This window comes from Alcanivorax sp. HI0044 (assembly GCF_001634945.1).
On sequence record NZ_LWEZ01001262.1, the window covers coordinates 1 to 21,413 of the forward strand.

Here is a 21,413-nt window from a genome sequence, read left to right on the forward strand (position 1 = left end):
CGCGATCTCCGGCAACGGAGTAACGCGCCACCGCGTCGGCAAATGCCTCGCCGGGATTGGCATTATCGTCTTGCTGAATGGTCAGCAGTTCGGCATAAATCCGGTCGGCTTCGGCCTGGCTGTTCACCCGCAAGTGGTAAGCGTGAACGCGCTCCACACGGGTAAATTCGTCCTGGTGCTGTTGGTAATACGCGGCGATCTGGTCCTGGCTCACTTCAGCCGCCAGCGCCCGTAACTGCGGATTATCGTCATGGATATCGTGCATCAGCCCCAGGTCATGGAGCAGCTCGTCGCGGCTCATGGCGTCATCAATACAATCATCCACTGCCGCAATGGCGCGGGCCGACAAACCGGAGTGTTGATCAAACCAGTAGAACACAAACTCCATGGTGAGCTGCTGCTTGATCGCTTCACGGATAAAGCCGGTATTGAGGTTGTGCATCTGTACTTTCAGCTGGATGTTCTGCCGACGATACAGATCCCACAGCGTCAGCGTCTGCTCTGGCTGATCCTCCGCAAAACGATAGCGGGCAATCGCCAGCTGGCTGGCCGCCTGCTGCTGGGCCTCGGTCATGGTGGCGTACAACGCCTGTTCCAGTGATAGCAACGGAGCCAACGCGTCCTCAGACAGCAACAACGGCTCGGTCAGATAATCCAGACTGTCGGCCATGCCGCTTTCTTCCACCGCTACCCGCAGGTCATCGGCAAAAGCCGTACGAATCAGTTTGAAGCGTTGTTGTTCATGGCGAGTCTGCGCATCGTAGCCCACCCGACTGGTGTCGGCATGTCCGTGGGCGGCCAGGTCGTCATGGTCATGGGCCAGGGCCGCCAACAACCGGTTTTCCACCAGCCCCTTGAGCACGGTTTCACGGCTGACCTGCGGTTCGCTGCGCTGTGCCGCAGCCACAAACACATTCAGGGTATCCACCGGAATCACGCTGCCATCCACGCTTGCTGCCACGTTATCGGGCAACGGCCCCCAACGCTGCCAGCTCGCATAACCGGCCAGCGCAACAGCCGCGAACCCAATGGCCAACACCCATCGATGCAATCCCATGGCCGTTTTCCTCTATCTTATTATTGGTACTTATTGGTACTTATTGATAAAACGCGGACACGCATCTCCCTGCACGTGCTTTTACGTGTAGCGTGATGCATGCCGCTTGTTGCGTCTTCTTATCAGGGATTAACTTTCACAGCGGCATGATTCAGCACATGCACCACCATGGCGATGGCATGGGGAATCACCACCTGTGCTACCTGCACCCGGTCCGAGTGGTCGGTGCTGGACAGCACGATCCCGCCGTTGCTGTAAGCCATGGCACCGCCTTGAGTCAGCAAGGGGCGAATGTCATTGCTGGCGCTAGCAAGCGGGGTGAAATCCGTCAGGGCCTGATCCACCAAAGCGGTGTTGTTCAGGTTCTCGCTGTCGTAGTAATCCGCCACCCAGGATTCCCAGCCACTGTGATTCAGTGCCGAGGTCGTCCACACATGGTGCGGCTGCAGCAGGTCGGTGGTGTGCATTACGAAACCCAGGGTCTGGGCAGTGGGGTTGGCGAGGAACTGGCTGTACCAGTACTGGCCCAGGTTATCGATGGGCTGGAACGGCATTTCCTCGAAGTCATCGTACATGGACTTGCTGGAAGTACTGCCCTGACGATAGTTGGCTTCGGTCACGCCGTAGGTGTTGTACTCGCTGTCATCGGCGCAGCTCCAGAAGCACCAGCCGGTCATGCCCCCGTTACCATCGTCCATGTAGTCACCCACCAGCCAGGTCGCGGCCAGGTTGTCGATATCACCCCAGACGGTGAGCAGGTCATAGTTGTAGCCACCCAGGTCATTGCCGTGAACGTCGGACCCGCGGGTATGGTTCTGGAAATGCCAGTAGGAGGTGTAGTTCACCAGTGAGGCCCCGGCATTGAAGACCGGCGCATACACACAGTCCCCGGTGACCGCGCCACACAGGTAGGTATCCTGGAAATCATCCACGTCGTAGGCGCCCTGCCCAATCACTTCAGCAAACTGGTCCATGCTGTAGCCAGCCGCGTTGACCCAACTCTTGAGGCGGTTGTATTCCGTGGTCGTCGGGTGCGCCTTCATGTAGTTCACTGCATCGATGGCGATGCGCTTGTGAGTAATTTGCTGGAACGCCTGGGCAGGCGATGACAGAACAGCGGCGGCCAGCAGGCCGGTGAGTGCAAGCTTCTTCATGGGGGTCCCCTCCCGTTATTTTCGTTGTGTAACTTTTTGTGTTTATTGATCAAACAATAAACAACACGGATACCCAACCCAAGGGCTGAGCCGGACAAAAAATGGACATTTTCTGACAGGCTGGTTCTGCCCGTGATGCCGCCACCTGCTTTGCCTCCTCCCGGTATCTCCCCTCGTATAGAATGGGCACCTGCTCACCCTGCCATGAAGAAGTGACAATAGATGGACATCGTTTTTGTTCTGGTGGAGCCCGCCCGCGGGGAAAACATCGGCGCCGCTGCACGCGCCATCAAAACCATGGGTTTCAAAGAGTTACGGCTGGTTAACCCCGGCGACATGCGCGCAGCACAATGGGTTGCCCACCACAGCAACGAGGTGCTGGAGCAGGCCGTGATCGTGGACACCCTGGAGCAGGCGCTGGTTGATGTGGACCTGAGTATTGCCTGTACCGCCCGGCACCGCCTGCAGAAAGACCGTTATGTGGATGCGGATCAATGCGCCGAACTGGTCGCCGGCAAGGGAAACAGCGTGCAGCGGGTGGCCATCGTCTTCGGCCGGGAAGCCAGCGGCCTGACCGGCGAGGAAGTGGCCCGCTGCGATCTGGCCAGCAGTATCCCCCTGGCACAGGAGCAACCCTCACTGAACCTGGCGCAAGCCGTAATGGTCTATGCGTGGGAATTGCGCAAGCGACCACCCGCACTCCCGGTCGAGGTCAACCCGGCCACATTCGGCCACACCCGGCGAGCCCTGCATCAGCTACTGGCGGCGCTGCAAATCCAGCCCAACGAAAACCTTCACCAGTGGGTGGACGAATTGTTACCGCTGGCCAGCGACAGGGAACTCGGCCTGGTTCGCCAGCTGCTTCGCCGTATCCGGAACCGCTGAACATATCCTGTGCATTCCGCCAGCCCCGCAGACACCCCGGGAAAGCAAAGATCCCGGCCCTGTGATACAAAGACACCATCACTCATCCGGAGCCCCAGCTGTTATGGATCGACGACTGCCTATCGCACTGCTGTTACTACTCCCCGCTCTCGCCATGGCGCAGACAAGCAGTTTCTCCCTGCCCGGCGTTGGCGATCTGCAAAAGCAGCTCACCGAAACCAGTGATAAAAAATCTGACGGCACGGACAATCCGGATAAGGAACAACTCAAGCAAACCCTGAAATTCCGGCAGGAGATCGATAGCAACCAGGAAAAAATCAAGGAACTGAAAACCTTTTCTCGGCAGGCCGCCAGCCAACGCACACGCCTCAACGGCGAACTCATCCGCCTGCGCCAGGAGCGGCAAACCGACTGGAAAAAACACTACGCCAGCAAAACCCTGGACGACCTGGTGAAAGCGCTGATCAGCGAGCTGGATGCCCTGGAAGCCAACCAGGAAGACCTGGCTGACGCCAACAGCGACCTGACCCGCGCCCAGACTCTGCCGGAACAGGCCCAGAACGTGATCAGCAAAGCCATGGACCGGCTGGACACCATTCGCACCCGCCTCAATCAGGGGGTCGATGAAGAAGGTGAAGCCTTGTCCGATTTGCAGACACGGGCGCTGAACACGGAGATGCAAGCTCTGGAATCACGCATTGAGCGTTATAACCAGGAGCTCGCTATCGTCGACAAGCAACAGGACATCGCCCGCCTGAGGCAACAGAGCGACAAACAGCACCAGCTCATCATCGAAGCAAAACTGGACGTCCTGCAGCCACTCATCAATGAGCGCCGCCTGAATCAGCTGGAGGAAACCGCCAACTCCCCGGAAACCGATCTTCCACAAAGCGTGCTGGAGCACCCCCAGGTCCAGAAAGCCATGGACAAGAACCGGGCCCTGCGTGAACAACTGGCCAGTGCCAGTGAGAGCGTCAACAGCTTGCTGCGCGAAGCGGTCAACACCAAGACGGAACTGGACAAGGCGCGCTCATTATCATCCACCGTCAACGACCAGATTCGCATGCTGGATGGCAGCTTGCTGCTATCGCGCATTCTGTACGAACAACAAAAAAGCCTGCCCCAGGATCAGGGCGAACTGAATCTGGACAAGGATATTTCTGACGCCCGCCTCAGCCAGTTTGATATCGAGCGAGCCATGCAGGATCTGGATGACGCGCCGCTACCGTCACAAGACCAGATCGACGAACCCCTGACCCCGGCACTGGAGCAAGCCTTTTCCATTCTCCGGGAGGAACGGCTGGCCATTTACGATCAGCTCGACCAGGAACTGAGCCGCCAGTTAGCGATCCTCACCCGCACCCAGCTAAGCCATGAACAACTGCGCAAAATCACCCGCAGCCTGCACAACACCATTTCCGAACAAACCTTCTGGATGCCCAGCAACCAGCCGTTGAGTTTTGAATGGCTCGGCAAGCTGCCAAAAGAATTGATGGAGCAGGTTAAAACCATGCCCTGGGGCGACCTGTGGCAAGGCACCAGCAGCCTGTTGAGCCGCAAGTGGGTCTGGCTGATCGGGCTGCTCATTCCTGCCGCGCTGCTGGTAGTGGTGCGCAGCAAACTCAAAACGCGCATCGACGAAATGAACAAGGACGTGGGTTTCCTGCGCCGTGACAGCCAGGCCCACACCCCACTGAGCCTGCTGTACACCTTTCTGATTGCAGCACCTGTCCCGCTTTTCCTTGGCCTGCTGGCCGCCGGGCTATGGGTGCAGCCCGGTACGTTCAGCAGCGTCATGGGCGCCGCGGTGGCCCAGATCGCCTTGCTATGGCTGGTGTTTGAGGTGCTCTACCGGTTGCTGAAAACCAACGGTATTGCACAGCGCCATTTCCGCTGGAACATGGAATACAACCATCAGATGCGCCGTCGCCTGCTGCTGACCGGGCTGGCATTGATCCCGCTCACCTTTTTGGTGGCTTTCGGTGACCAGTGGCCCGCGCAGCTCAGTAATGACCGGCTCGGTCTGGTGATCATGATGGCCTCCATGATCACCATCATGGTGAGCCTGCCCTGGGTGGCGCAGTCCTACCCCGGGCGCCATTACAGCCGCACCATGAAAACCCTGGCCACCGCCCTGTGTATTCTTGCCCCACTGACCCTGATCGTACTGACTGGCGTGGGCTACTATTACACCTCGGTACGCCTCACCGGGCACATGATCTACAGCCTCTACCTGATTGCGCTGTGGATTGTCCTGGATGCCACCGCCGTGCGCGGCCTCGCCGTGGCTGCTCAGCGGCTTTCCTACAAGCGTGCCGTGGCACAACGCGATGCCGAACAAAAAGACACCAGCAGCGCCGAAGCCGTGGAAGTGGAAGAGCCGCAACTGGACCTGAAACAAGTGAACCAGCAATCCCTGCGCCTGATCCGCCTAGCACTGGTGGCCGTGGTCGGCCTGCTGGTGTATTGGGTTTGGGCAGACGTTTTGCACGCCTTCGCCTATACCGACAACATCGTCCTGTGGGAAACCGCCGAAGGGGCCGGCCAGGCCACCACCACCTCCCCAATCAGCCTGGGCGACGTGATTGCCTCACTACTCATTGGTGCCGTGACCTTCCTGCTGGCCAGCAACCTGCCCGGCTTGCTCGAGGTGTTGGTGCTGTCGCGCATGGATCTGCGCCAGGGCACCAGCTACGCCACTACCACCCTGCTCTCCTACGTGATTGTCGCCAGCGGCATCATTCTCACCCTGGGTGCTCTGGGCCTGAGCTGGGACAAGATGCAATGGCTGGTGGCGGCACTGGGCGTGGGGCTGGGTTTTGGCCTGCAGGAAATCTTTGCCAACTTTATCTCCGGCATCATCCTGCTGTTCGAGCGCCCGATTCGCATCGGTGACGTGATTACCATCAACAACCTGGATGGCACCGTCAGCCGGATTCGCATCCGTGCCACCACTCTGATCGACTTCGACCGCAAGGAAATCCTGGTCCCCAACAAGGTGTTCGTCACCGAACGGCTGATCAACTGGTCCCTGTCCGATACGGTGACCCGGATCATTATCAAAGTCGGTTTCGCCTACGGCTCCGATTTGCAGAAATGCCGCGACATCCTGCTCCAGGCCGCTAAAGAAAACCGGCGCGTACTGCGCGACCCGGAACCTGTCGTACTGTTCATGGGCTTTGGCGCCAGCACCCTGGACCATGAACTGCGCGTCCACGTGGATGACATCAACGACCGCCTGGCCGCCACCGACGAGCTGAACCGCCACATCGACGCCCTCTGCCATGAGCACAACGTGGAGATCGCCTTCAGCCAGCTGGATATCCATATCCGCAATGGCAACGGCGACCAGCTGAATCTGGAAACACATTCGGCGCAAGAAGCAGAGAATGGAGACGACAGCACTCCGCCGCCAGAAGCCAACGACGGCGAGTCCAATGAAAGCAGCGATCCGCGCTAACTACCGCAGGAGTGTCGCTGGCGGCGCGATAGAGCAACCGTGACGAGTCGCGAGCAGCGAGTTTCGAAAATCAAAATCTGGACGTTGGGAAAGTCAGGTTTTCGCTTCTCGCTTCTCGCAACGCGATTGGGTAACCGCGACGCTGCTACGGAGAGCTTGGGTTTACAGTACCACCTCAAAACACTCCAGCTGCGGCGGCCCCAGGTAAATGTCCTTGCGGGCGCCAGCATTGGCGTGGGCCTTACGGAACGCATCCGACCTGGTCCAGCCTTCAAACGCTTCACGGGATTCCCAGGTGGCGTGGGACGAGAACAGCGTGTACTCCTCGGTGCTCGCCCCCTGCAGCAGATTGAAACTCTTGAAGCCGGGCACTTCTTGCAGAAAAGTATCCCGACCTTCCCAAATAGCGATAAAGTCCTGCTCGCAGCCGGGTTTGATCTTGAAGCGGTTCATTGCAATAAACATAGTGGCCTCGGAGTCATTCCAGGTGTAATCGGTTGTCGCACTGTCTGCGCGCCCAAGCGCCAGTGTGCACGTCAGCCTCTGGATTCCATCACACGCAGCTCGGCAAGCGCAATGACCGCCAGTGAGCAGACCGCGAGATTAACCGTGGTTGAATTAAATGCAGATACGGTAAACGCAGGCACCACCAAAAGAGTGAAAGCGAACAACCCGAACAGAGCCGCAATGGTGATGACATAGGGCCAGCGCTGGCGGTAAAAGACCAGCATCAGCAACCCGAGCACCACTTCCAGCCCACCCCCCACATAAGAAAGCAGGTGCGCCTGTGCCTCGTTCAGACCAAGCGCCATATTCATGCGCAGCTCATCCGCATGGGGCCCCAGCCACTTCGGCACAATACCCTGGTAAAGCCAGATAAAGGCGATGGAAAAACGGCAGACCTGGAGAGTCATCGCCTATTTCGCCCCCAGAAAACGGTCTGCATGGTCCGGCGAAGGCAGCACGCAGGCATCATATTTGCCAAAAATACGGTAGCGATTGTGCGCCATACGGTCGTATAGCCAGTCACGTATGCCACGCGGGCATATCAGCGCCATTGCCGCCAGTGGCCACGGGAAAGGAAGCCCCCTAAGCACTCGAATAATGGCGGTAGAACGCACATAAAACGCGCCTTGCTCCACCAAAACCAACGTATCAAATTTCTCAAGCGGCAACCCGCACCAGGCCAGAATCGCACGCCCTTCATCAGACTGCACAGTCGCCAGCTTATATCGCCGACGAGCATCAAAACGCACCAGAAACCGCGCCCAGTAGCTGCACAGCACGCAAACACCATCAAACAAAATCACACGATCCGTTTCATTCATGCCCGGTGGTAGTTCACTGGTGTGCATTGAATTTCTCCTGAACTCAGCCTATCGAGGATAAGGCCAATCTTCCCATTTCCCTGCTGAAGCCAAGAAAGGGGAAAAAAGAAGTCTGACTGCGGATACGCTACACGGTTATGAGAAGGTGTTCACTAAACTAAAGCGGGGGAACTACATCATCACCGGATTTCGCTTGTTATCTGGTTGTTTCCTAACCATTCCTTAACGGAAGAGACGACTTCGCTTGTACGATCCTTTCCAGAAGGGTCATGAAACTTGTGATCAACTCCCTTAACCGTGAGAAATTCGACGTTATTCCTGTTTTGCATCAGCATTCTCGCTTGATCATAAGCCAGCTTTGGCGAAACACTCTTATCCAGTTCGGACTGAATAATCAGCAAAGGGGCGCGGATGCTCAGCAGCAATTCAGTCTGATCGGCTGCCAGCATGCTTTTCCACCAACGAAATCCATGGCCGCTCATCGCAAGGTCCATGTTTTCGGCGGCTTCGACAGAAGCGGCAAACGCGAGAAAACCCTGTTTCGCTTCTTCGAATGCTGCTGGAGGAAGCTCAATTTCCATACTGTGCAGCACATCATCAACGAAAAACCGGCCTCCGCCATTAAGCGAGATAACTGCACTCACCGCCTCACTACGGGACGCCACCATCGCCGCGACCAACGCCCCCTCGCTCCCCCCGAGTAGCGTGATGCGATCATAGTGAAATTGGTCATCCAACCAGGACATCACCTGCAGATAGTCATCTGCCCGCTGTTGCGGAGAATCATGCTCATAATACGATGCCGGACACTCCGGACTGTCACCCGAACCGTTCCAGGAAACCGACCGGGTAAGGCCATATTTCTCCACCGTAAGAACATCCGCATCACCGATCACAGTTGCAAAGCGATCATTAATCACCTTGCTATGGGCCACACTATTGCAGTCTGAGCCCTGCATCAGCACCAGCAGATGTCGGCATCCTTTCTTGTCCAGATAGAAAGTGATTGCAGAGCCATCCGGCCGCTTTAAAGACACCCCCTCTTCTGCATACCCGTACTGACTGACAAGCAGAATCAAATAAATTCCAATCACGATTTTTCTATACATGAGTTATTTCCTGGAGGAGCCCTGGAGTCAGGCCATATTGTTTTATTCAAGACACTTGAAAAGAACAGACCCCGGTTTCTGCTACCGGTTCCGTGCATAGAAACCGTTACTGAATTTCCAGTCTTGCCTTGGTCAAATCAATTGCGCTGCCACCAACAGCCCCCAAAACAGGCCAGGCCCTTTGTTTAGGAGAAGGTGTCCACTAAAACGGGGGAACTACAATCACTACACTGAAATAGCCAATATCCTACACGGAGTTCAAAGGAACCTTCCTTTGAACTCCGTTCCTGCTATCTCCATCCCCGGTACTAGAATATCGATTGAAATCAGTGTGTTGAAATTTTGCCCCCCCCCCGAGTTATGCGGAACGTTCCGCTGAAAACGGCCGACCAGCCAGGTTCATTGCGCGAACATCCACGATCACACAGCCACTGATGTACAATCACGCCCACATTCTCCAGAGCCCAATTCCATGCGCACCTTCGTCCTCCGTGCCCGCGCGGCCTCCACCAACAGCCAGACACTGCTTGCCAATGTGGGCGGCGATGCCCATAGCGAGATTCTGGCGCATACGTTGATGAATGCGATCTTTGTGGCTCAGTCACACCGTGATGATGTGGTGGTGCATCTGGTGCTGGAAAGCACCCAGGACTATTCCCGCACCATCACCTTTGTGGCGGCGGAGATGCGGGATATTGGCGGGTTTCATGAGCAGGCGCTGCTGACCAAGGTGGTGCGGGCATTGGATGCTTCTGCCGGCATGGGCAAGGAACAGATGAAGGCGGTGGAGAGCGGGATTACCGTGCGCACGCAGAGCTTTGAAAAACTGGTGAAGGAGCTGGCTGAGGATGGGCACCAGCTGTACATGATGGACCCCAAGGGAGAAAGCATTCGCGAGCTTACCTTTGCGGAGAAGCCCTGCTTCCTGCTCACTGACCACATTCCCATGCCGAAGAAGAGCTTCAACAGCCTGAAGCGACTGGGCACGGAGAAGATCAGCCTGGGGCCGACCATGCTGTTTGCGTCGCAGTGTGTGGTGCTGATTAATAATGAACTGGATCTTGCCGGATTCTGAAACGCCTGGCCGACGCGCTGTAGGAGCTCCTCTCGAGGTGCGAACCCTTGCGAAGCAAGGCTCTTCATTGCGGTGGAGCCTCAGCCTCTACAATAAATTACCTCGCCTGGGCTCGGGGTTCGTCCCCTGGAAGGGAACTCCTACAGGGGACATGTTGATGGCTTTGAGTCAGCTTTCCAGCCAGACCTCTCTGGCCCATTGCCAGATGCTGCCCCATACCTCGTCTTCGTTGATGCCGCTACCCGGCTCCCACAGCACTACCTCCCCTTCCTGGGAGATGGCGTAGGTGCCGTTGGCCGTTTCGCAGATGGGGATCAGGTAGCGAGGCAGGCCCTGATCCCAGGCGTTGGCGGCCATTTCCGGGAGGAAGTTATGAGCGTAGTCGTCCATCACAGTGGCTGGCTCCAGGCTGCCACAGACGATGTCGCTGGCGTTAAGCAGAAACTCCTTGTAGTCCCCCGGCAGTGAAATCAGCAGCTGCTCTTCAATTTCCACCAACCGGTCTTCGTCTGGCAGTTCCAGGGCCACCAGACCGCCGTCATGGCGTTCGCGCAGCATGTCTATCACGTCATCCATAAATTCATCTTTGAGGGTTGCGATGGGAATGCATATTCAGCCCCGGCGGAACGGGAACAGGAACTGTTTGACCACCCCTTCCGGCACCTGGGTGCTGGCACGCGTACCGTACTCGGCGGCCAGGCGATCCGGCATGATCAGGGTGCCGAACAGTTTATCGTAGATGGGCAGGAAGGCGGCGTAGTTTTTATCCACGGCTTCGTCTTCCGAGGAATGGTGCCAGTGGTGAAATTCCGGGGTGGCGATCAGCCAGCGCACGCCGGGAAAACGGAAACGGACATTGGCGTGGATGAAGATGGCGTGGAACGACACGAACACCAGATAGGCATACACCGCCGAGGGGGAGAAGCCGAGGATAAAGATGGGCAGATAGCCAATAAAACGGTTGGCGATGATTTCCACCACATGCAGCCGTGATGAGGCCAGCCAGTCCATCTGGGTAGTGGAATGGTGCACGGCGTGGAATTTCCATAGCCAGGGCACTTCGTGGAAGGCCCGGTGAATCCAGTAGCTGCCCAGATCGATCACAATCAGAATTTCAATAAACTGCAGCCACAGGGGTTGGCTGGCGATGGCCTGCTGGAAGCCGATGTCCACCTTGTCGTGCAGCAACACCTGAATAGGGATAATGGTGAAAAAGCTGATCAGCTGCAGGGCCACGTGGCTGAACAGGAAGTACTTCATGTCCGTCACCCAGCCACCGCGCAGGGTCTTCTGTTCCCGGTTCTTCGGGTAGGCGCGCTCCAGCGGGATAAAGACCAGCCCCAGCACCAGCAGTGTGAGGATGAAATAATCCAGGCCCGCATAGAGGCTGCGGCCATCCACTGGCGGCACATCCAGGCGCCCGGAACCGATAAGCGCAGCCATGCAGGCCAGCACCATGCCGATAATGCCGTAACGCCGTTCCTGGTGACGAAACACGCTGAAAAACCCGCAGGTAAACCCGATACCAATGCCAATAAACAGCAGCAGCCGCAAGATCTCGGCATTATAAAACGCCCTGAATTCCGGCGTGGTAAACAGTTCCGGATAAAGAAAACAGAAACTTCCCAGCAGCGCCAAACAACCCAGCCCGATGGAGATCGTCGCCGTGATCTTGCCCTGACCCGGCGTCAGATCCACCTCTTCGTAGCGTTCGCGCAGAAATTCCGACATTACCCCTCCCGTCCTTGCTCTTTCTTGTCCTGTGGTGGCCCTGCGGCCAGCCTTTCTTTGCCAGACCATGCTGCAGCGGCCTGGCGCCAAGTACCAGTACACGCCCGTAACAAGCTGCTACACTGCGCGTTCAATTAGATAGACGCTGCACGCAGCACGTGACAAACCACGCTTTTCCGGCCTCTATTCTCCTCGCCTAAAGGCCCAGGCGCGAGGCACTGATTCTCATGCCTTGCCATTGCCCTGTTTAGACCGTGTTGCACGCTGCGTGTTGCCTGATGCCTGGACTTATAAAGTATGCCACTGATTACCCTTCGCGACATTCAACTCAGCTATGGCCAACAACCGCTGCTGGACCACGTCAACCTGTCCATCGACGTGGGTGAGCGCCTGTGTCTGATCGGCCGTAACGGGGCGGGCAAGTCCACCCTGATGAAGGTCATCGCCGAAGAAATTCAAGCCGATGACGGTCAGATCGAGAAGACCCAGGGGCTGAGTGTGGCCCGGCTGGAACAGGAAGTGCCCGATGACCAGGAGCACAGCGTGCACTTCATGGTGGCCGAAGGGCTGGGGGAGCAAGGCGCCCTGCTTAGCGAGCACGCCGAACTGGTGCATCACCTGGGTGACGGGGACGACAAGATACTGGCCCGCTTCGAAGAGCTGAGCACCGAGATCGAGGCCCGCGGTGCCTGGCAGCTGTCCCAGCGGGTGGACACGGTGCTGTCCAAGCTCAATCTGGACGGCGATATGTCTTTCGCTGGCCTTTCCGGCGGCATGAAGCGGCGCGTACTGCTGGCCCGCGCCCTGGTACAGGACCCTGACATTCTGCTGCTGGACGAACCCACTAACCACCTGGACATGGAATCCATCCAGTGGCTGGAAGAATTCCTGAAAAACTTTGGCACCACCCTGGTCTTTATCTCCCACGACCGGGCCTTCATTCGTTCACTGGCCACCCGCATCATCGAACTGGATCGCGGCAAGCTGACCAGCTGGCCCGGCAGTTATGAAAAGTACCTGAGCGGTAAACAAGCGGCGCTGGATGCGGAAGAAAAAGCCAATGCCGAATTCGACAAGAAGCTCAGCCAGGAAGAAAAGTGGATTCGCCAGGGCATCAAGGCCCGCCGTACCCGCAATGAAGGCCGGGTGCGTGCCCTGAAAGCCATGCGCGACGAATTCTCCCAGCGCCGCAGCCGCACCGGCACCGCCAGCCTGACCATCCAGAGCAGCGACAACTCCGGCAAGATCGTGGTGGAAGCCGACAAGATCAGCTACGCCGTGGGCGGCAAACAGATTGTCCGCGATTTTTCCGTGGCCCTGATGCGCGGCGACCGGGTGGGCATTCTGGGCCCGAACGGGTGCGGTAAATCCACCCTGATTCGCCTGCTGCTCGATCGCCTGGCTCCGGACAGCGGCACGGTAAAACAGGGAACCCAGCTGCAGGTGGCCTACTTCGACCAGCTGCGCGACACCCTGGACGAAGAAAAAAGCGTGATCGACAACGTGGCGGAAGGCTCCGATGTGATCAATCTGAATGGCCAGAACAAGCATGTGATCGGCTATCTGCAGGATTTCCTGTTCGACCCCGCCCGGGTTCGCCAGCCGGTGAAATCCCTGTCCGGCGGCGAGCGCAACCGTTTGCTGCTGGCCAAGCTGTTCACCAAGCCCTTCAACCTGCTGGTACTCGATGAGCCCACCAACGATCTGGATGCAGAAACCCTGGAACTCCTGGAGGAACAGCTGATCAACTACCAGGGCACCCTGCTGCTGGTCAGCCACGACCGTGAGTTCATCGACAATGTGGTGACCTCCACGCTGGTCTTCGAGCACGGTGAATTGAACAGCTATGTGGGCGGTTACCAGGACTGGTTACGCCAGCGCCCGGAACCCAAGCGGGAAAAAACCATCAAAGCCGCCAAGCCGGCAGCAGTAGCTGAAAAGCCTGCTCCCGCCCGCAAGAAGCTGTCATACAAGGATCAACGGGAGCTGGAACAATTACCCGCTCGCATTGAACAGCTGGAAGCGGATCTGGACGCGGTACAGACACGCATGTCCGACCCGGATTTTTACAAGGGTGAGCCGGCTGATATCAGTGCCGCACAAGCCCGGCAAAGTGAGCTGGAGCAGCAACTGGAAGTGGCTTTTTCCCGCTGGGATGAGCTGGACCAACAGGGCTAGCGCAGGCGCGGTGCGCCGCGCCGGCCGTACGGAAAACGACACGCAAGGAGCCGTTTGTGCACAAACGCCTGTCATGGATAACCCTGGGCACTCTCTCATTACTCGCCCTGTCATTGCTCACCGCCCTGGCTCAGCCCGTGTGGGCCACCGAAGTGGAAGACGAAGAGCGGGCGCTGGAGCGACAACAGGAAACCGACGCCGACACCCCCAACAAGCCCCCTCACCGGGCGGACAGCAGCCAGAGTGATGCAGACGAAGAGTCTGGCAACGCCGAGGCAGAGCCGAAAAAACCCTCCGCCCTGCCACTGCTGGGCCAGACAGTGGAACCCGGCACTTTCGCCACCCTGCACTGGACACCGGATCAGTCCTTCGCGTCCATTGCCACGCCGGTACCGGTACTGGTCGCCCACGGTGACAAACCCGGCCCCAAACTCTGCCTCACCGCCGCCATCCATGGCGATGAGCTGAACGGCATCGAGATGGTCCGCCGCCTGATGTACGAACTGGAACCGGATCAACTGGCCGGCACCGTGATTGGTGTCCCCATCGTCAACCTGGACGGTTTTCGCAGTGGTACCCGCTACCTGAGCGACCGCCGCGACCTGAACCGTTACTTTCCCGGCAACAAGAATGGCAGCGCGGCCAGTCGCGTGGCTCATTCATTGTTCGGCAATATCGTCAGCCACTGCGACTACCTGGTGGACTTGCACACCGGTTCCCAGAAGCGGGTCAACCTGCCTCAGCTACGTGCGGATCTGGATAACCAGGATGTGGTCGCCTTTGCCAAGCACTTTGGCGGCATGACAGTGCTGCACAGCCCCGGCGTCACCGGCATGCTCCGCGATGCCGCGGTGAAAGACGGCATTGTTGCCGTGACCATGGAAGCCGGTGGCCCCAACCGGCTGGAAACCCAGGCAGTGAACTATGGCGTGCAGGCCATCGAAACCCTGCTGGAAAACCTGGAAATGCGTAAGGCCAGCCGTTTCTGGAGCGCCCCGCAGCCGGTGTTCTTCGAGTCGGAATGGATTCGTGCCAGCCAGGGCGGGATTTTGCTCTCCGAGGTAAAACTCAACGACAAGGTGAAAAAGGGCCAGATTCTCGGCACCGTCACCGACCCGATCAGCAATACGGGCAGCGCCATTATCGCCCCCTACAACGGGCGCGTGCTGGGCATGGCGGTTAACCAGGTGGTCCACGCCGGCTTTGCGGCCTTCCGTATCGGTGAAGAGAAGAGCACCGAGGAAGTGGAAGCCCAGGCAGAGAAAGCCAGCAAGGAAAAAGAAAGCAAAGGGGAGAAAGGCGGAAAAGTGGAAAAGCCGGAGGAAAACGGCGAACCCGCACCTCCCAAGGCGCCACGACCTGAACGGGACGTGGATCGTGCCGACGACCTCAGCGCCGTCGAACATCAGGATGGCGAAGGCAACGAACCCCACCCCTGATTCACTGGCTGAATGGCTGCGCGAGATGTATTTCCCGCGCAGTCCGTCCACTCTCAGCGCGTGTGCTATTGGTTATTGCAGCACAATTTGGTCGCGCATTTTTGCCAGCGTTTTCTCGCCAATGCCTTTGATGGCCAGCAGCTGATCCGGGCTGGTAAATTCCCCCTGGCTGTCACGGAAATCAATTATCGCCTGGGCCGTCTTGGGGCCAACCCCGTGCAGTTTTTCCAGTTCGGCCATATCGGCAGTATTTAAATTGACGACACCGCTCTCTGCTGTCGCCCCAGCCGCTTTGGCGGGTTCTGCGGCGGCGGTTTTGACAGCGTCTGTGCCAGCAGGCTGCAGTTCGACGGCAGCGGCGGGCATCACCAAGGCCATCAGCAGAGGCAGAATCGCAATGTAACAGGGTTTCATATGAGATCTCCGTATTCTTTATTCTGAATGGAAATCTCACTTTAAGGAGGTATAAATACTGCTGTTATCCGCCAGCCACAAACGGTGCTGTAAGCAGATTAGCCCAGACTTTGTAATATAGCGTCGACTACATCCGTAGGTGTGGCGGACTGGGTGATGGGCCGGCCGATTACCATATAGTCCACACCCGCATCACGAGCCTGTACCGGCGTCAGTACCCGACGCTGGTCTCCTGCCTCGGACCCTTGTGGTCGAATCCCCGGGGTCACCAGTTCAAAGGCCGATCCGCAGGCCTGTTTCAGCATTACCGCTTCCTGGGCCGAACAGACCACGCCATCCATGCCTGACGCCCTGGCCAGCTCTGCCAGGCGCTGCACCTGTACCTTGGGCACATCCACCACGCCCACCTGCTGCAGGTCGCTGTCATCCATGCTGGTCAGCACCGTCACGGCGATCAGGTGTGGACGCCGGGCGTGATTGGCAATGGCATTGGCCGCGCCTTCCATCATCCGCTGGCCACCACTGGCATGCACGTTCACCATCCACACGCCCATGTCCGCCGCCGCAGCGACAGCCCCCGCCACGGTGTTGGGAATGTCGTGGAATTTCAGGTCCAGAAATACCTCAAAGCCCAGCTTGTGCAACGATTCCACCACCGCCGGGCCACTGCGGGTAAAAATTTCCTTGCCCACCTTTACCCGCACCTTGGCCGGATCCAGTTGCTTTGCCATGACCAGAGCCTGGGCGGCATCGGGGTAGTCCAGTGCGACAATAACGGGGCTGGTGATGGACATGGCGAGCTTCCTGAGTGGTGGGTAGGCGGGGCTATAGTAGGCGCAGGGATAACCGGGTTCAAGAATTGCCATTAGCAAGCGTTCATCGTCCTGCGAACGGTTTTGTAGGAGCACCACTTGAGGTGCGAACCGAACGTAGCGAGGCCACCAAAGGGAAGCCATTATTTAGAGGCCCGTAGCGCCCGGAAATGCCTGATCGCCCTGCGGGTCGATTCCGTGTTTCGCACGGTTCGTCCCTCAAGCGGGACTCCTACAGCAGCTCCGTAGAAACCCCGGGATCCAGGGAGCGCCCTGGTTCTTAAGCCAATCAGCGGCAGCTGGTAGCTGCTTTAAACTTCCTTCACCACCGGCTTGATGGTGCCCCAGCGTTTGCAGCTTGGGCAGCGCCATTGCATCAATGGGGTTTCAAAGCCACAGCGGCGGCACTTGTACAGGCTCTTGTCGCTCAGCAGCTTTTCCGACACCTGCTTGAGCATGTCCAGATGCTCACGGGCCTCGCCCTCGGCGGTGCTGGCCAGGCTCATGTCGATGATGCGGTTGAGCCCCCGCACGGACGGGTTGGCCTTCATGTATTCACGGATAAAGTCCGCCGCTTCCTTGTCGCCATAACGCTCTTTAAGCGTTTCCGAGAGCAACAGAATACGCGTGGTGCTGGGTTTCTCTGCACTGTAATCGGCCAGCATCTGGATAAAGTCTTCTTCCTTTTCCTGATGCTGAAAACACTGCCGCAGACGATCCAGTGTTTCATCAAAAAAGTCACTGTCCTGGTTCCAGACCCGCTGAAAGGCATCAATCGCGGCGCCCCAGTTGGATTCCGCCATTTCCAGATCGCCTTCCGCCAGGCTGGCACGCACGCACTGGTTATCGAATGACAACGCCCGGCGCAGCATACGGCGGGCTGGATTAATGTCGCCGTCCCGACGCAGGGTTTCCGCTTGCTCACAGCAGAACTGGGCCAGTACCGGCGCCAGGTTCGCACGGTTCTTGAGCAGGCGCTCGCCCATGCTGATGGCGTTCACCCAGTCACGCTCCTGCTCGTACAGGCCCATCAACTGTTCACACACTTCATCCTTGGCCTGGCAATCCTGGTCCAGCATTTCCAGCAGTACCTGCTCGGCCAGATCAAAGATGCCACTGGCCAAATAATCCTGGGCCAGCTCCAGCTGAATTTCTTCCTGTACCGGCCGACCATAGTCGCCATGTTCAAGCAGATGAGTATGCAACTGCGCGGCACGGTCAAATTCGCCGCGTTTGCGGAACAGCTTGCCCAGAGCCAGGTGAGTTTCCAGCCCTTCTTCACTCACGTCCAGGCTGTTGAGCAAAGCCTCGATGCCCTTGTCTGGCTCTTCATTGAGGAAGAAGTTAATGCCCGCTACATAATCCTTGGACAGGGACGCCATGCGGCGGCGCTGGCGGCGCTTGCTTTCGCGTCGCCCCATGAAAAAACCGGCAGAAATGGCCACAAAGAACAGGGGAATGAGCCACAACGATTCGCTCATGAAAACAGGCCCTTGATGCCACGCAGGCCAACCCCGGCCAGCAAGCCCACCAGCAAGCCGATGGCCAGCACAGAGACCACCAGCACACCCAGTGAGACCTGCCACTGCCAGGCATCCACCAGGAGATCGATCATCACCAGATCACGGTTACTGGTTACAAACAGGAAGGCGACAAGAAAAATGGCCACAACGGCCAGAATTACGAGGATCCGGTAAAGGTTTCGCATCGGGAACGTCCTTTTCTGGCCAGGCTCGAAAGCCAGGCAACACTAACTGGCGGCAGCTTGATTGCCGTCACTGCCGTTATTATCAACATCTTCGCCGGAGTCTGCACTCAGCGATTCATTGACCCGCTCACGCAGCTCTTTGCCAGGTTTAAAGTGAGGAACGTATTTACCGTGCAGCTCGACGCTGGCACCGGTTTTGGGATTGCGACCCACACGGGGGGCGCGGAAATGGAGGGAAAAACTGCCGAAGCCGCGAATTTCAATGCGACCACCGCCGGCCAGGGAATCGGCCATTTGCTCGATCAAGGTCTTTACTGCCAGCTCCACATCCTTGGGGGACAGCTGCGCTTGCCGGTCGGCAATGCGCTCAATCAGTTCTGACTTGGTTAATGCCATTACAGCTTACTCCCTGGGCTCCCAGCCCAGTGGGGCCGGCGCGATGCCGGCCCCCGGGAGGAGCCGTTTATGACTCGTTGCTGCTTTCCATTTGTTTCTTGATCAAGTCACCAATGGTCTTCGGAGCGTTGGCGTCTTGCTGCTCCTGATGACCTTCGATGGCTTCACGCTCATCAGCTTGATCCTTCGCCTTGATGGACAAGCTGAGAACACGGTTCTTGCGGTCAACGTTGGTGATTTTGGCTTCCACCTCGTCACCGACCTTGAGCACCTCGGTCGCATCGTTAACGCGATCACGGCTGATTTCGCTCGCGCGCAGGGTGGCTTCAACGTTCTCAGCCAGCTCAACAATAGCCGCTTTCGCGTCTACTGCCTTCACAACACCCTTAACGATAGTTCCCTTGTCGTTTGCAGCAACATACTGAGCAAACGGATCATCTGTCAACTGCTTGATACCCAAGGAAATTCTTTCGCGCTCTGCGTCGATAGAAAGTACCACGGTTTCCAGCTCATCGCCCTTGTTGAAGTTACGCACGGCATCTTCGCCCTGCTCTTCCCAGGAAATGTCTGACAGGTGCACCAGACCATCGATGCCGCCTTCCAGGCCGATGAAGATGCCGAAGTCAGTGATGGACTTGATTTTGCCGCTGATGCGCTCGCCTTTCTGGTACTTCTGTTCGAAGGCATCCCACGGGTTGGACTGACACTGCTTGATACCCAGGGAGATACGACGACGATCTTCGTCGATGTCCAGGATCATCACTTCCACTTCGTCGCCGATCTCTACAACCTTGGACGGGTGGATGTTCTTGTTGGTCCAATCCATTTCGGAAACGTGAACCAGGCCTTCCACACCTTCTTCGATTTCGGCAAAGCAGCCGTAATCGGTCAGGTTGGTTACCTTGGCTTTCACGCGGGTACCTTCCGGGTACTTGCCCACGATATCGTGCCACGGATCTTCGCCCAGCTGCTTCAGACCCAGGGAAACACGCATCTTCTCGCGGTCGAACTTCAGTACCTTGACGTCGATTTCCTGGCCAACTTCCACGATCTCGCTCGGATGCTTGATACGCTTCCAGGCCATATCGGTGATGTGCAGCAGGCCGTCGATACCGCCCAGGTCCACGAACGCACCGTAGTCGGTCAGGTTCTTCACGATACCCTTGACTTCCATGCCTTCCTGCAGGGATTCCAGCAGCTGCTCGCGCTCTGCGCTGTGCTCTGCTTCCATCACTGCACGACGGGAAACCACGACGTTGTTACGCTTGGGATCAAGTTTGATGACCTTGAAGTCCAGCTCTTTGCCTTCCAGGTGCGCAACATCGCGAACCGGACGGATATCTACCAGAGAACCGGGCAGGAAGGCGCGGATCGGGCCGATGTCGACAGTGAAGCCACCCTTCACCTTGCCGGAAATCATACCTTTTACGATCTCGTCTTCGTCGAAAGCTTTTTCCAGCTCGCCCCAAACTTCGGCGCGCTTGGCTTTTTCACGGGACAGACGGGTGAAGCCCATACCATCATCGATGGCGTCTACAGCAACATCGACTTCGTCGCCTTCAACGATTTCCAGCTCGCCTGCCTCGCTGAGGAATTCTTCACGGGCAATAATGCCTTCGGATTTCAGGCCTGCGTTAACGGTTACCCAGTCGCTATCGATGGATACAACGGTACCCTTGATAATGGAGCCACGGGCAACGTCCAGGTCCTTTAGGCTTTCTTCAAAGAGATCAGCAAAAGATTCAGTCATGAAATTCACTCAAGTTTTCGCACATGCCAACCAGCAGACATGGGTTAGTCAATAGATGAGATCCGCCCTTCCCCAGCTGGCTTACTTTTTCAGGGTTGAGCAGATCGGCCGCTTAACACAGAGTTGCCCCACGATGGTGGTCCACCGAAGGGCGCTAACGAAGTGTGCGCTACCGTTACGCCAACTGGCGTGCGGCAGCCTCATCAAGAATCCGGTCTACCACTTCATCAACCGTCATGGTGGTGGAATCGATCACCACGGCATCGTCTGCCGGGCGCAATGGCGCCACCTCACGGTTCATGTCACGGTCATCCCGGGTGCGGATGTCCTCGACGAGGGTCGCGAGGGTAGCACCAAAGCCCTTCTGCTTCAACTGCTCAAAGCGCCGTCTGGCGCGCTCTTCAGCGCTGGCGGTGAGGTAAATCTTGAGGGGCGCAGAGGTAAACACCACGGTGCCCATATCACGGCCATCGGCCACTAGCCCGGGAGATTCGGCAAAAACCCGCTGACGGGCCAACAAGGCGTCGCGCACGGGCTGCAGCACAGCCACCTGGCTGGCCAGCTCACCGACACTTTCCTGGCGGATAATATTGGAGACGTCCTCACCATCGAGGATCACCGCAGTGTGGCCTTGCTGCTCTACAAATCGCACCGGCAAGGCCTTCGCCAGTGCAATCAATGCGGGCTCGTCATCCAGGGCAACCCCTTGATTCCTCGCATAATATCCCAGCACCCGGTAGAGCGCACCGGAGTCCAGAAGATGCCACCCCAGGCGAATCGCCACTAACCGGGCCACGGTGCCCTTGCCGGAGGAAACCGGCCCGTCAATCGTCAAAACAGGGGTCATTTCACCTCCAGCTTCAGGCCTGCATGGGTCGCCAACTGGGCGAACCCGGGGAAGCTGGTGGCCACGTTGG

20 protein-coding genes are annotated in these 21,413 nt (G+C 57.7%); 5 read left to right on the forward strand and 15 right to left on the reverse strand.

Going from position 1 to position 21,413, the window contains the following annotated elements; genetic code table 11:
* Together A3730_RS18070 and A3730_RS18075 are read right to left on the reverse strand one after the other, a co-directional pair.
* The coding region (locus tag A3730_RS18070) for a peptidylprolyl isomerase (RefSeq protein WP_197477519.1) at positions 1-1,057 on the reverse strand (1,057 nt) is incomplete at its 3' end.
* Between the two features lie 122 nt (positions 1,058-1,179).
* The gene (locus A3730_RS18075) at positions 1,180-2,211 is read right to left on the reverse strand and encodes a hypothetical protein (RefSeq protein WP_063518908.1); all 1,032 of its coding nucleotides are present in this window, start codon (positions 2,209-2,211) and stop codon (positions 1,180-1,182) included.
* A 222-nt stretch (positions 2,212-2,433) separates the two neighbouring features.
* On the opposite strand from A3730_RS18075, the gene A3730_RS18080 reads away from it, so the two are divergent.
* Both A3730_RS18080 and mscK read left to right on the forward strand, forming a co-directional pair.
* Positions 2,434-3,096, forward strand: coding sequence for a tRNA/rRNA methyltransferase (locus A3730_RS18080; RefSeq protein WP_063518909.1), 663 nt, complete (start codon positions 2,434-2,436; stop codon positions 3,094-3,096).
* A 103-nt stretch (positions 3,097-3,199) separates the two neighbouring features.
* Complete coding sequence (mscK, locus tag A3730_RS18085; protein WP_063518910.1) at positions 3,200-6,556, forward strand: mechanosensitive channel MscK; 3,357 nt, start codon at positions 3,200-3,202, stop codon at positions 6,554-6,556.
* A 162-nt stretch (positions 6,557-6,718) separates the two neighbouring features.
* On the opposite strand, the gene A3730_RS18090 is transcribed toward mscK, so the two are convergent.
* The 4 genes from A3730_RS18090 to A3730_RS18105 all read right to left on the reverse strand — a co-directional run bounded on the left by A3730_RS18090 (position 6,719) and on the right by A3730_RS18105 (position 8,993).
* Complete coding sequence (locus A3730_RS18090) at positions 6,719-7,021, reverse strand: antibiotic biosynthesis monooxygenase (protein ID WP_063518911.1); 303 nt, start codon at positions 7,019-7,021, stop codon at positions 6,719-6,721.
* A gap of 71 nt (positions 7,022-7,092) precedes the next feature.
* Positions 7,093-7,470: a DoxX-like family protein gene (locus tag A3730_RS18095; protein WP_063518912.1), complete on the reverse strand. Its 378-nt coding sequence runs from the start codon at positions 7,468-7,470 to the stop codon at positions 7,093-7,095.
* 3 nt (positions 7,471-7,473) lie between these two features.
* Complete coding sequence (locus A3730_RS18100) at positions 7,474-7,911, reverse strand: thiol-disulfide oxidoreductase DCC family protein (protein ID WP_063518913.1); 438 nt, start codon at positions 7,909-7,911, stop codon at positions 7,474-7,476.
* A 152-nt stretch (positions 7,912-8,063) separates the two neighbouring features.
* Entirely contained in the window at positions 8,064-8,993 is a 930-nt protein-coding gene (locus A3730_RS18105; RefSeq protein ID WP_156496770.1) for an alpha/beta fold hydrolase, read from the reverse strand.
* Between the two features lie 472 nt (positions 8,994-9,465).
* Between A3730_RS18105 and trmY the strand changes: the two genes are divergently transcribed.
* The gene (gene trmY / locus A3730_RS18110) at positions 9,466-10,068 is read left to right on the forward strand and encodes a tRNA (pseudouridine(54)-N(1))-methyltransferase TrmY (RefSeq protein ID WP_063518914.1); all 603 of its coding nucleotides are present in this window, start codon (positions 9,466-9,468) and stop codon (positions 10,066-10,068) included.
* A gap of 168 nt (positions 10,069-10,236) precedes the next feature.
* On the opposite strand, the gene A3730_RS18115 is transcribed toward trmY, so the two are convergent.
* Together A3730_RS18115 and A3730_RS18120 are read right to left on the reverse strand one after the other, a co-directional pair.
* Positions 10,237-10,644, reverse strand: coding sequence for an SMI1/KNR4 family protein (locus A3730_RS18115; RefSeq protein WP_063518915.1), 408 nt, complete (start codon positions 10,642-10,644; stop codon positions 10,237-10,239).
* Positions 10,645-10,680: 36 nt separating this feature from the next.
* Positions 10,681-11,799: a sterol desaturase family protein gene (locus tag A3730_RS18120; RefSeq protein WP_063518916.1), complete on the reverse strand. Its 1,119-nt coding sequence runs from the start codon at positions 11,797-11,799 to the stop codon at positions 10,681-10,683.
* 297 nt (positions 11,800-12,096) lie between these two features.
* On the opposite strand from A3730_RS18120, the gene A3730_RS18125 reads away from it, so the two are divergent.
* Positions 12,097-13,977 (forward strand): ATP-binding cassette domain-containing protein, encoded by a 1,881-nt coding sequence (locus A3730_RS18125; protein WP_063538613.1) that lies wholly within the window; start codon positions 12,097-12,099, stop codon positions 13,975-13,977.
* Between the two features lie 56 nt (positions 13,978-14,033).
* Entirely contained in the window at positions 14,034-15,416 is a 1,383-nt protein-coding gene (locus A3730_RS18130) for a succinylglutamate desuccinylase/aspartoacylase family protein (RefSeq protein ID WP_063538615.1), read from the forward strand.
* Positions 15,417-15,488: 72 nt separating this feature from the next.
* On the opposite strand, the gene A3730_RS18135 is transcribed toward A3730_RS18130, so the two are convergent.
* The 7 genes from A3730_RS18135 to cmk form a co-directional block, all read right to left on the reverse strand.
* Entirely contained in the window at positions 15,489-15,830 is a 342-nt protein-coding gene (locus A3730_RS18135) for a helix-hairpin-helix domain-containing protein (protein ID WP_063521207.1), read from the reverse strand.
* 98 nt (positions 15,831-15,928) lie between these two features.
* The gene (gene pyrF / locus A3730_RS18140; protein WP_063521208.1) at positions 15,929-16,624 is read right to left on the reverse strand and encodes an orotidine-5'-phosphate decarboxylase; all 696 of its coding nucleotides are present in this window, start codon (positions 16,622-16,624) and stop codon (positions 15,929-15,931) included.
* A 329-nt stretch (positions 16,625-16,953) separates the two neighbouring features.
* Entirely contained in the window at positions 16,954-18,123 is a 1,170-nt protein-coding gene (gene lapB, locus A3730_RS18145; RefSeq protein ID WP_063521209.1) for a lipopolysaccharide assembly protein LapB, read from the reverse strand.
* Positions 18,120-18,350, reverse strand: coding sequence for a lipopolysaccharide assembly protein LapA domain-containing protein (locus A3730_RS18150; protein ID WP_063521210.1), 231 nt, complete (start codon positions 18,348-18,350; stop codon positions 18,120-18,122). Before A3730_RS18150 ends, lapB begins: the two co-directional genes overlap by 4 nt.
* Positions 18,351-18,392: 42 nt before the next feature.
* Positions 18,393-18,746 carry an integration host factor subunit beta gene (ihfB, locus tag A3730_RS18155; protein ID WP_063521211.1) on the reverse strand — a complete coding sequence of 118 codons (354 nt, stop codon included), beginning with the start codon at positions 18,744-18,746 and terminating at the stop codon, positions 18,393-18,395.
* A 67-nt stretch (positions 18,747-18,813) separates the two neighbouring features.
* Entirely contained in the window at positions 18,814-20,496 is a 1,683-nt protein-coding gene (gene rpsA / locus A3730_RS18160) for a 30S ribosomal protein S1 (RefSeq protein WP_063521265.1), read from the reverse strand.
* 175 nt (positions 20,497-20,671) lie between these two features.
* Positions 20,672-21,343 (reverse strand): (d)CMP kinase, encoded by a 672-nt coding sequence (cmk, locus tag A3730_RS18165; protein ID WP_063538617.1) that lies wholly within the window; start codon positions 21,341-21,343, stop codon positions 20,672-20,674.
* Between the last annotated feature and the right edge of the window lie 70 nt (positions 21,344-21,413).

Bases quoted from the DNA above. Each gene is read 5' to 3' on its own strand.
- rpsA (WP_063521265.1), bottom strand. From the start codon at position 20,496: ATGACTGAATCTTTTGCTGATCTCTTTGAAGAAAGCCTAAAGGACCTG.
- A3730_RS18080 (WP_063518909.1), top strand. From the start codon at position 2,434: ATGGACATCGTTTTTGTTCTGGTGGAGCCCGCCCGCGGGGAAAACATC.
- A3730_RS18105 (WP_156496770.1), bottom strand. From the start codon at position 8,993: ATGTATAGAAAAATCGTGATTGGAATTTATTTGATTCTGCTTGTCAGT.
- A3730_RS18090 (WP_063518911.1), bottom strand. From the start codon at position 7,021: ATGTTTATTGCAATGAACCGCTTCAAGATCAAACCCGGCTGCGAGCAG.
- A3730_RS18150 (WP_063521210.1), bottom strand. From the start codon at position 18,350: ATGCGAAACCTTTACCGGATCCTCGTAATTCTGGCCGTTGTGGCCATT.
- A3730_RS18135 (WP_063521207.1), bottom strand. From the start codon at position 15,830: ATGAAACCCTGTTACATTGCGATTCTGCCTCTGCTGATGGCCTTGGTG.
- A3730_RS18100 (WP_063518913.1), bottom strand. From the start codon at position 7,911: ATGCACACCAGTGAACTACCACCGGGCATGAATGAAACGGATCGTGTG.
- A3730_RS18095 (WP_063518912.1), bottom strand. From the start codon at position 7,470: ATGACTCTCCAGGTCTGCCGTTTTTCCATCGCCTTTATCTGGCTTTAC.
- A3730_RS18115 (WP_063518915.1), bottom strand. From the start codon at position 10,644: ATGGATGACGTGATAGACATGCTGCGCGAACGCCATGACGGCGGTCTG.
- lapB (WP_063521209.1), bottom strand. From the start codon at position 18,123: ATGAGCGAATCGTTGTGGCTCATTCCCCTGTTCTTTGTGGCCATTTCT.
- pyrF (WP_063521208.1), bottom strand. From the start codon at position 16,624: ATGTCCATCACCAGCCCCGTTATTGTCGCACTGGACTACCCCGATGCC.
- mscK (WP_063518910.1), top strand. From the start codon at position 3,200: ATGGATCGACGACTGCCTATCGCACTGCTGTTACTACTCCCCGCTCTC.
- A3730_RS18120 (WP_063518916.1), bottom strand. From the start codon at position 11,799: ATGTCGGAATTTCTGCGCGAACGCTACGAAGAGGTGGATCTGACGCCG.
- A3730_RS18125 (WP_063538613.1), top strand. From the start codon at position 12,097: ATGCCACTGATTACCCTTCGCGACATTCAACTCAGCTATGGCCAACAA.
- cmk (WP_063538617.1), bottom strand. From the start codon at position 21,343: ATGACCCCTGTTTTGACGATTGACGGGCCGGTTTCCTCCGGCAAGGGC.
- A3730_RS18075 (WP_063518908.1), bottom strand. From the start codon at position 2,211: ATGAAGAAGCTTGCACTCACCGGCCTGCTGGCCGCCGCTGTTCTGTCA.
- trmY (WP_063518914.1), top strand. From the start codon at position 9,466: ATGCGCACCTTCGTCCTCCGTGCCCGCGCGGCCTCCACCAACAGCCAG.
- ihfB (WP_063521211.1), bottom strand. From the start codon at position 18,746: ATGGCATTAACCAAGTCAGAACTGATTGAGCGCATTGCCGACCGGCAA.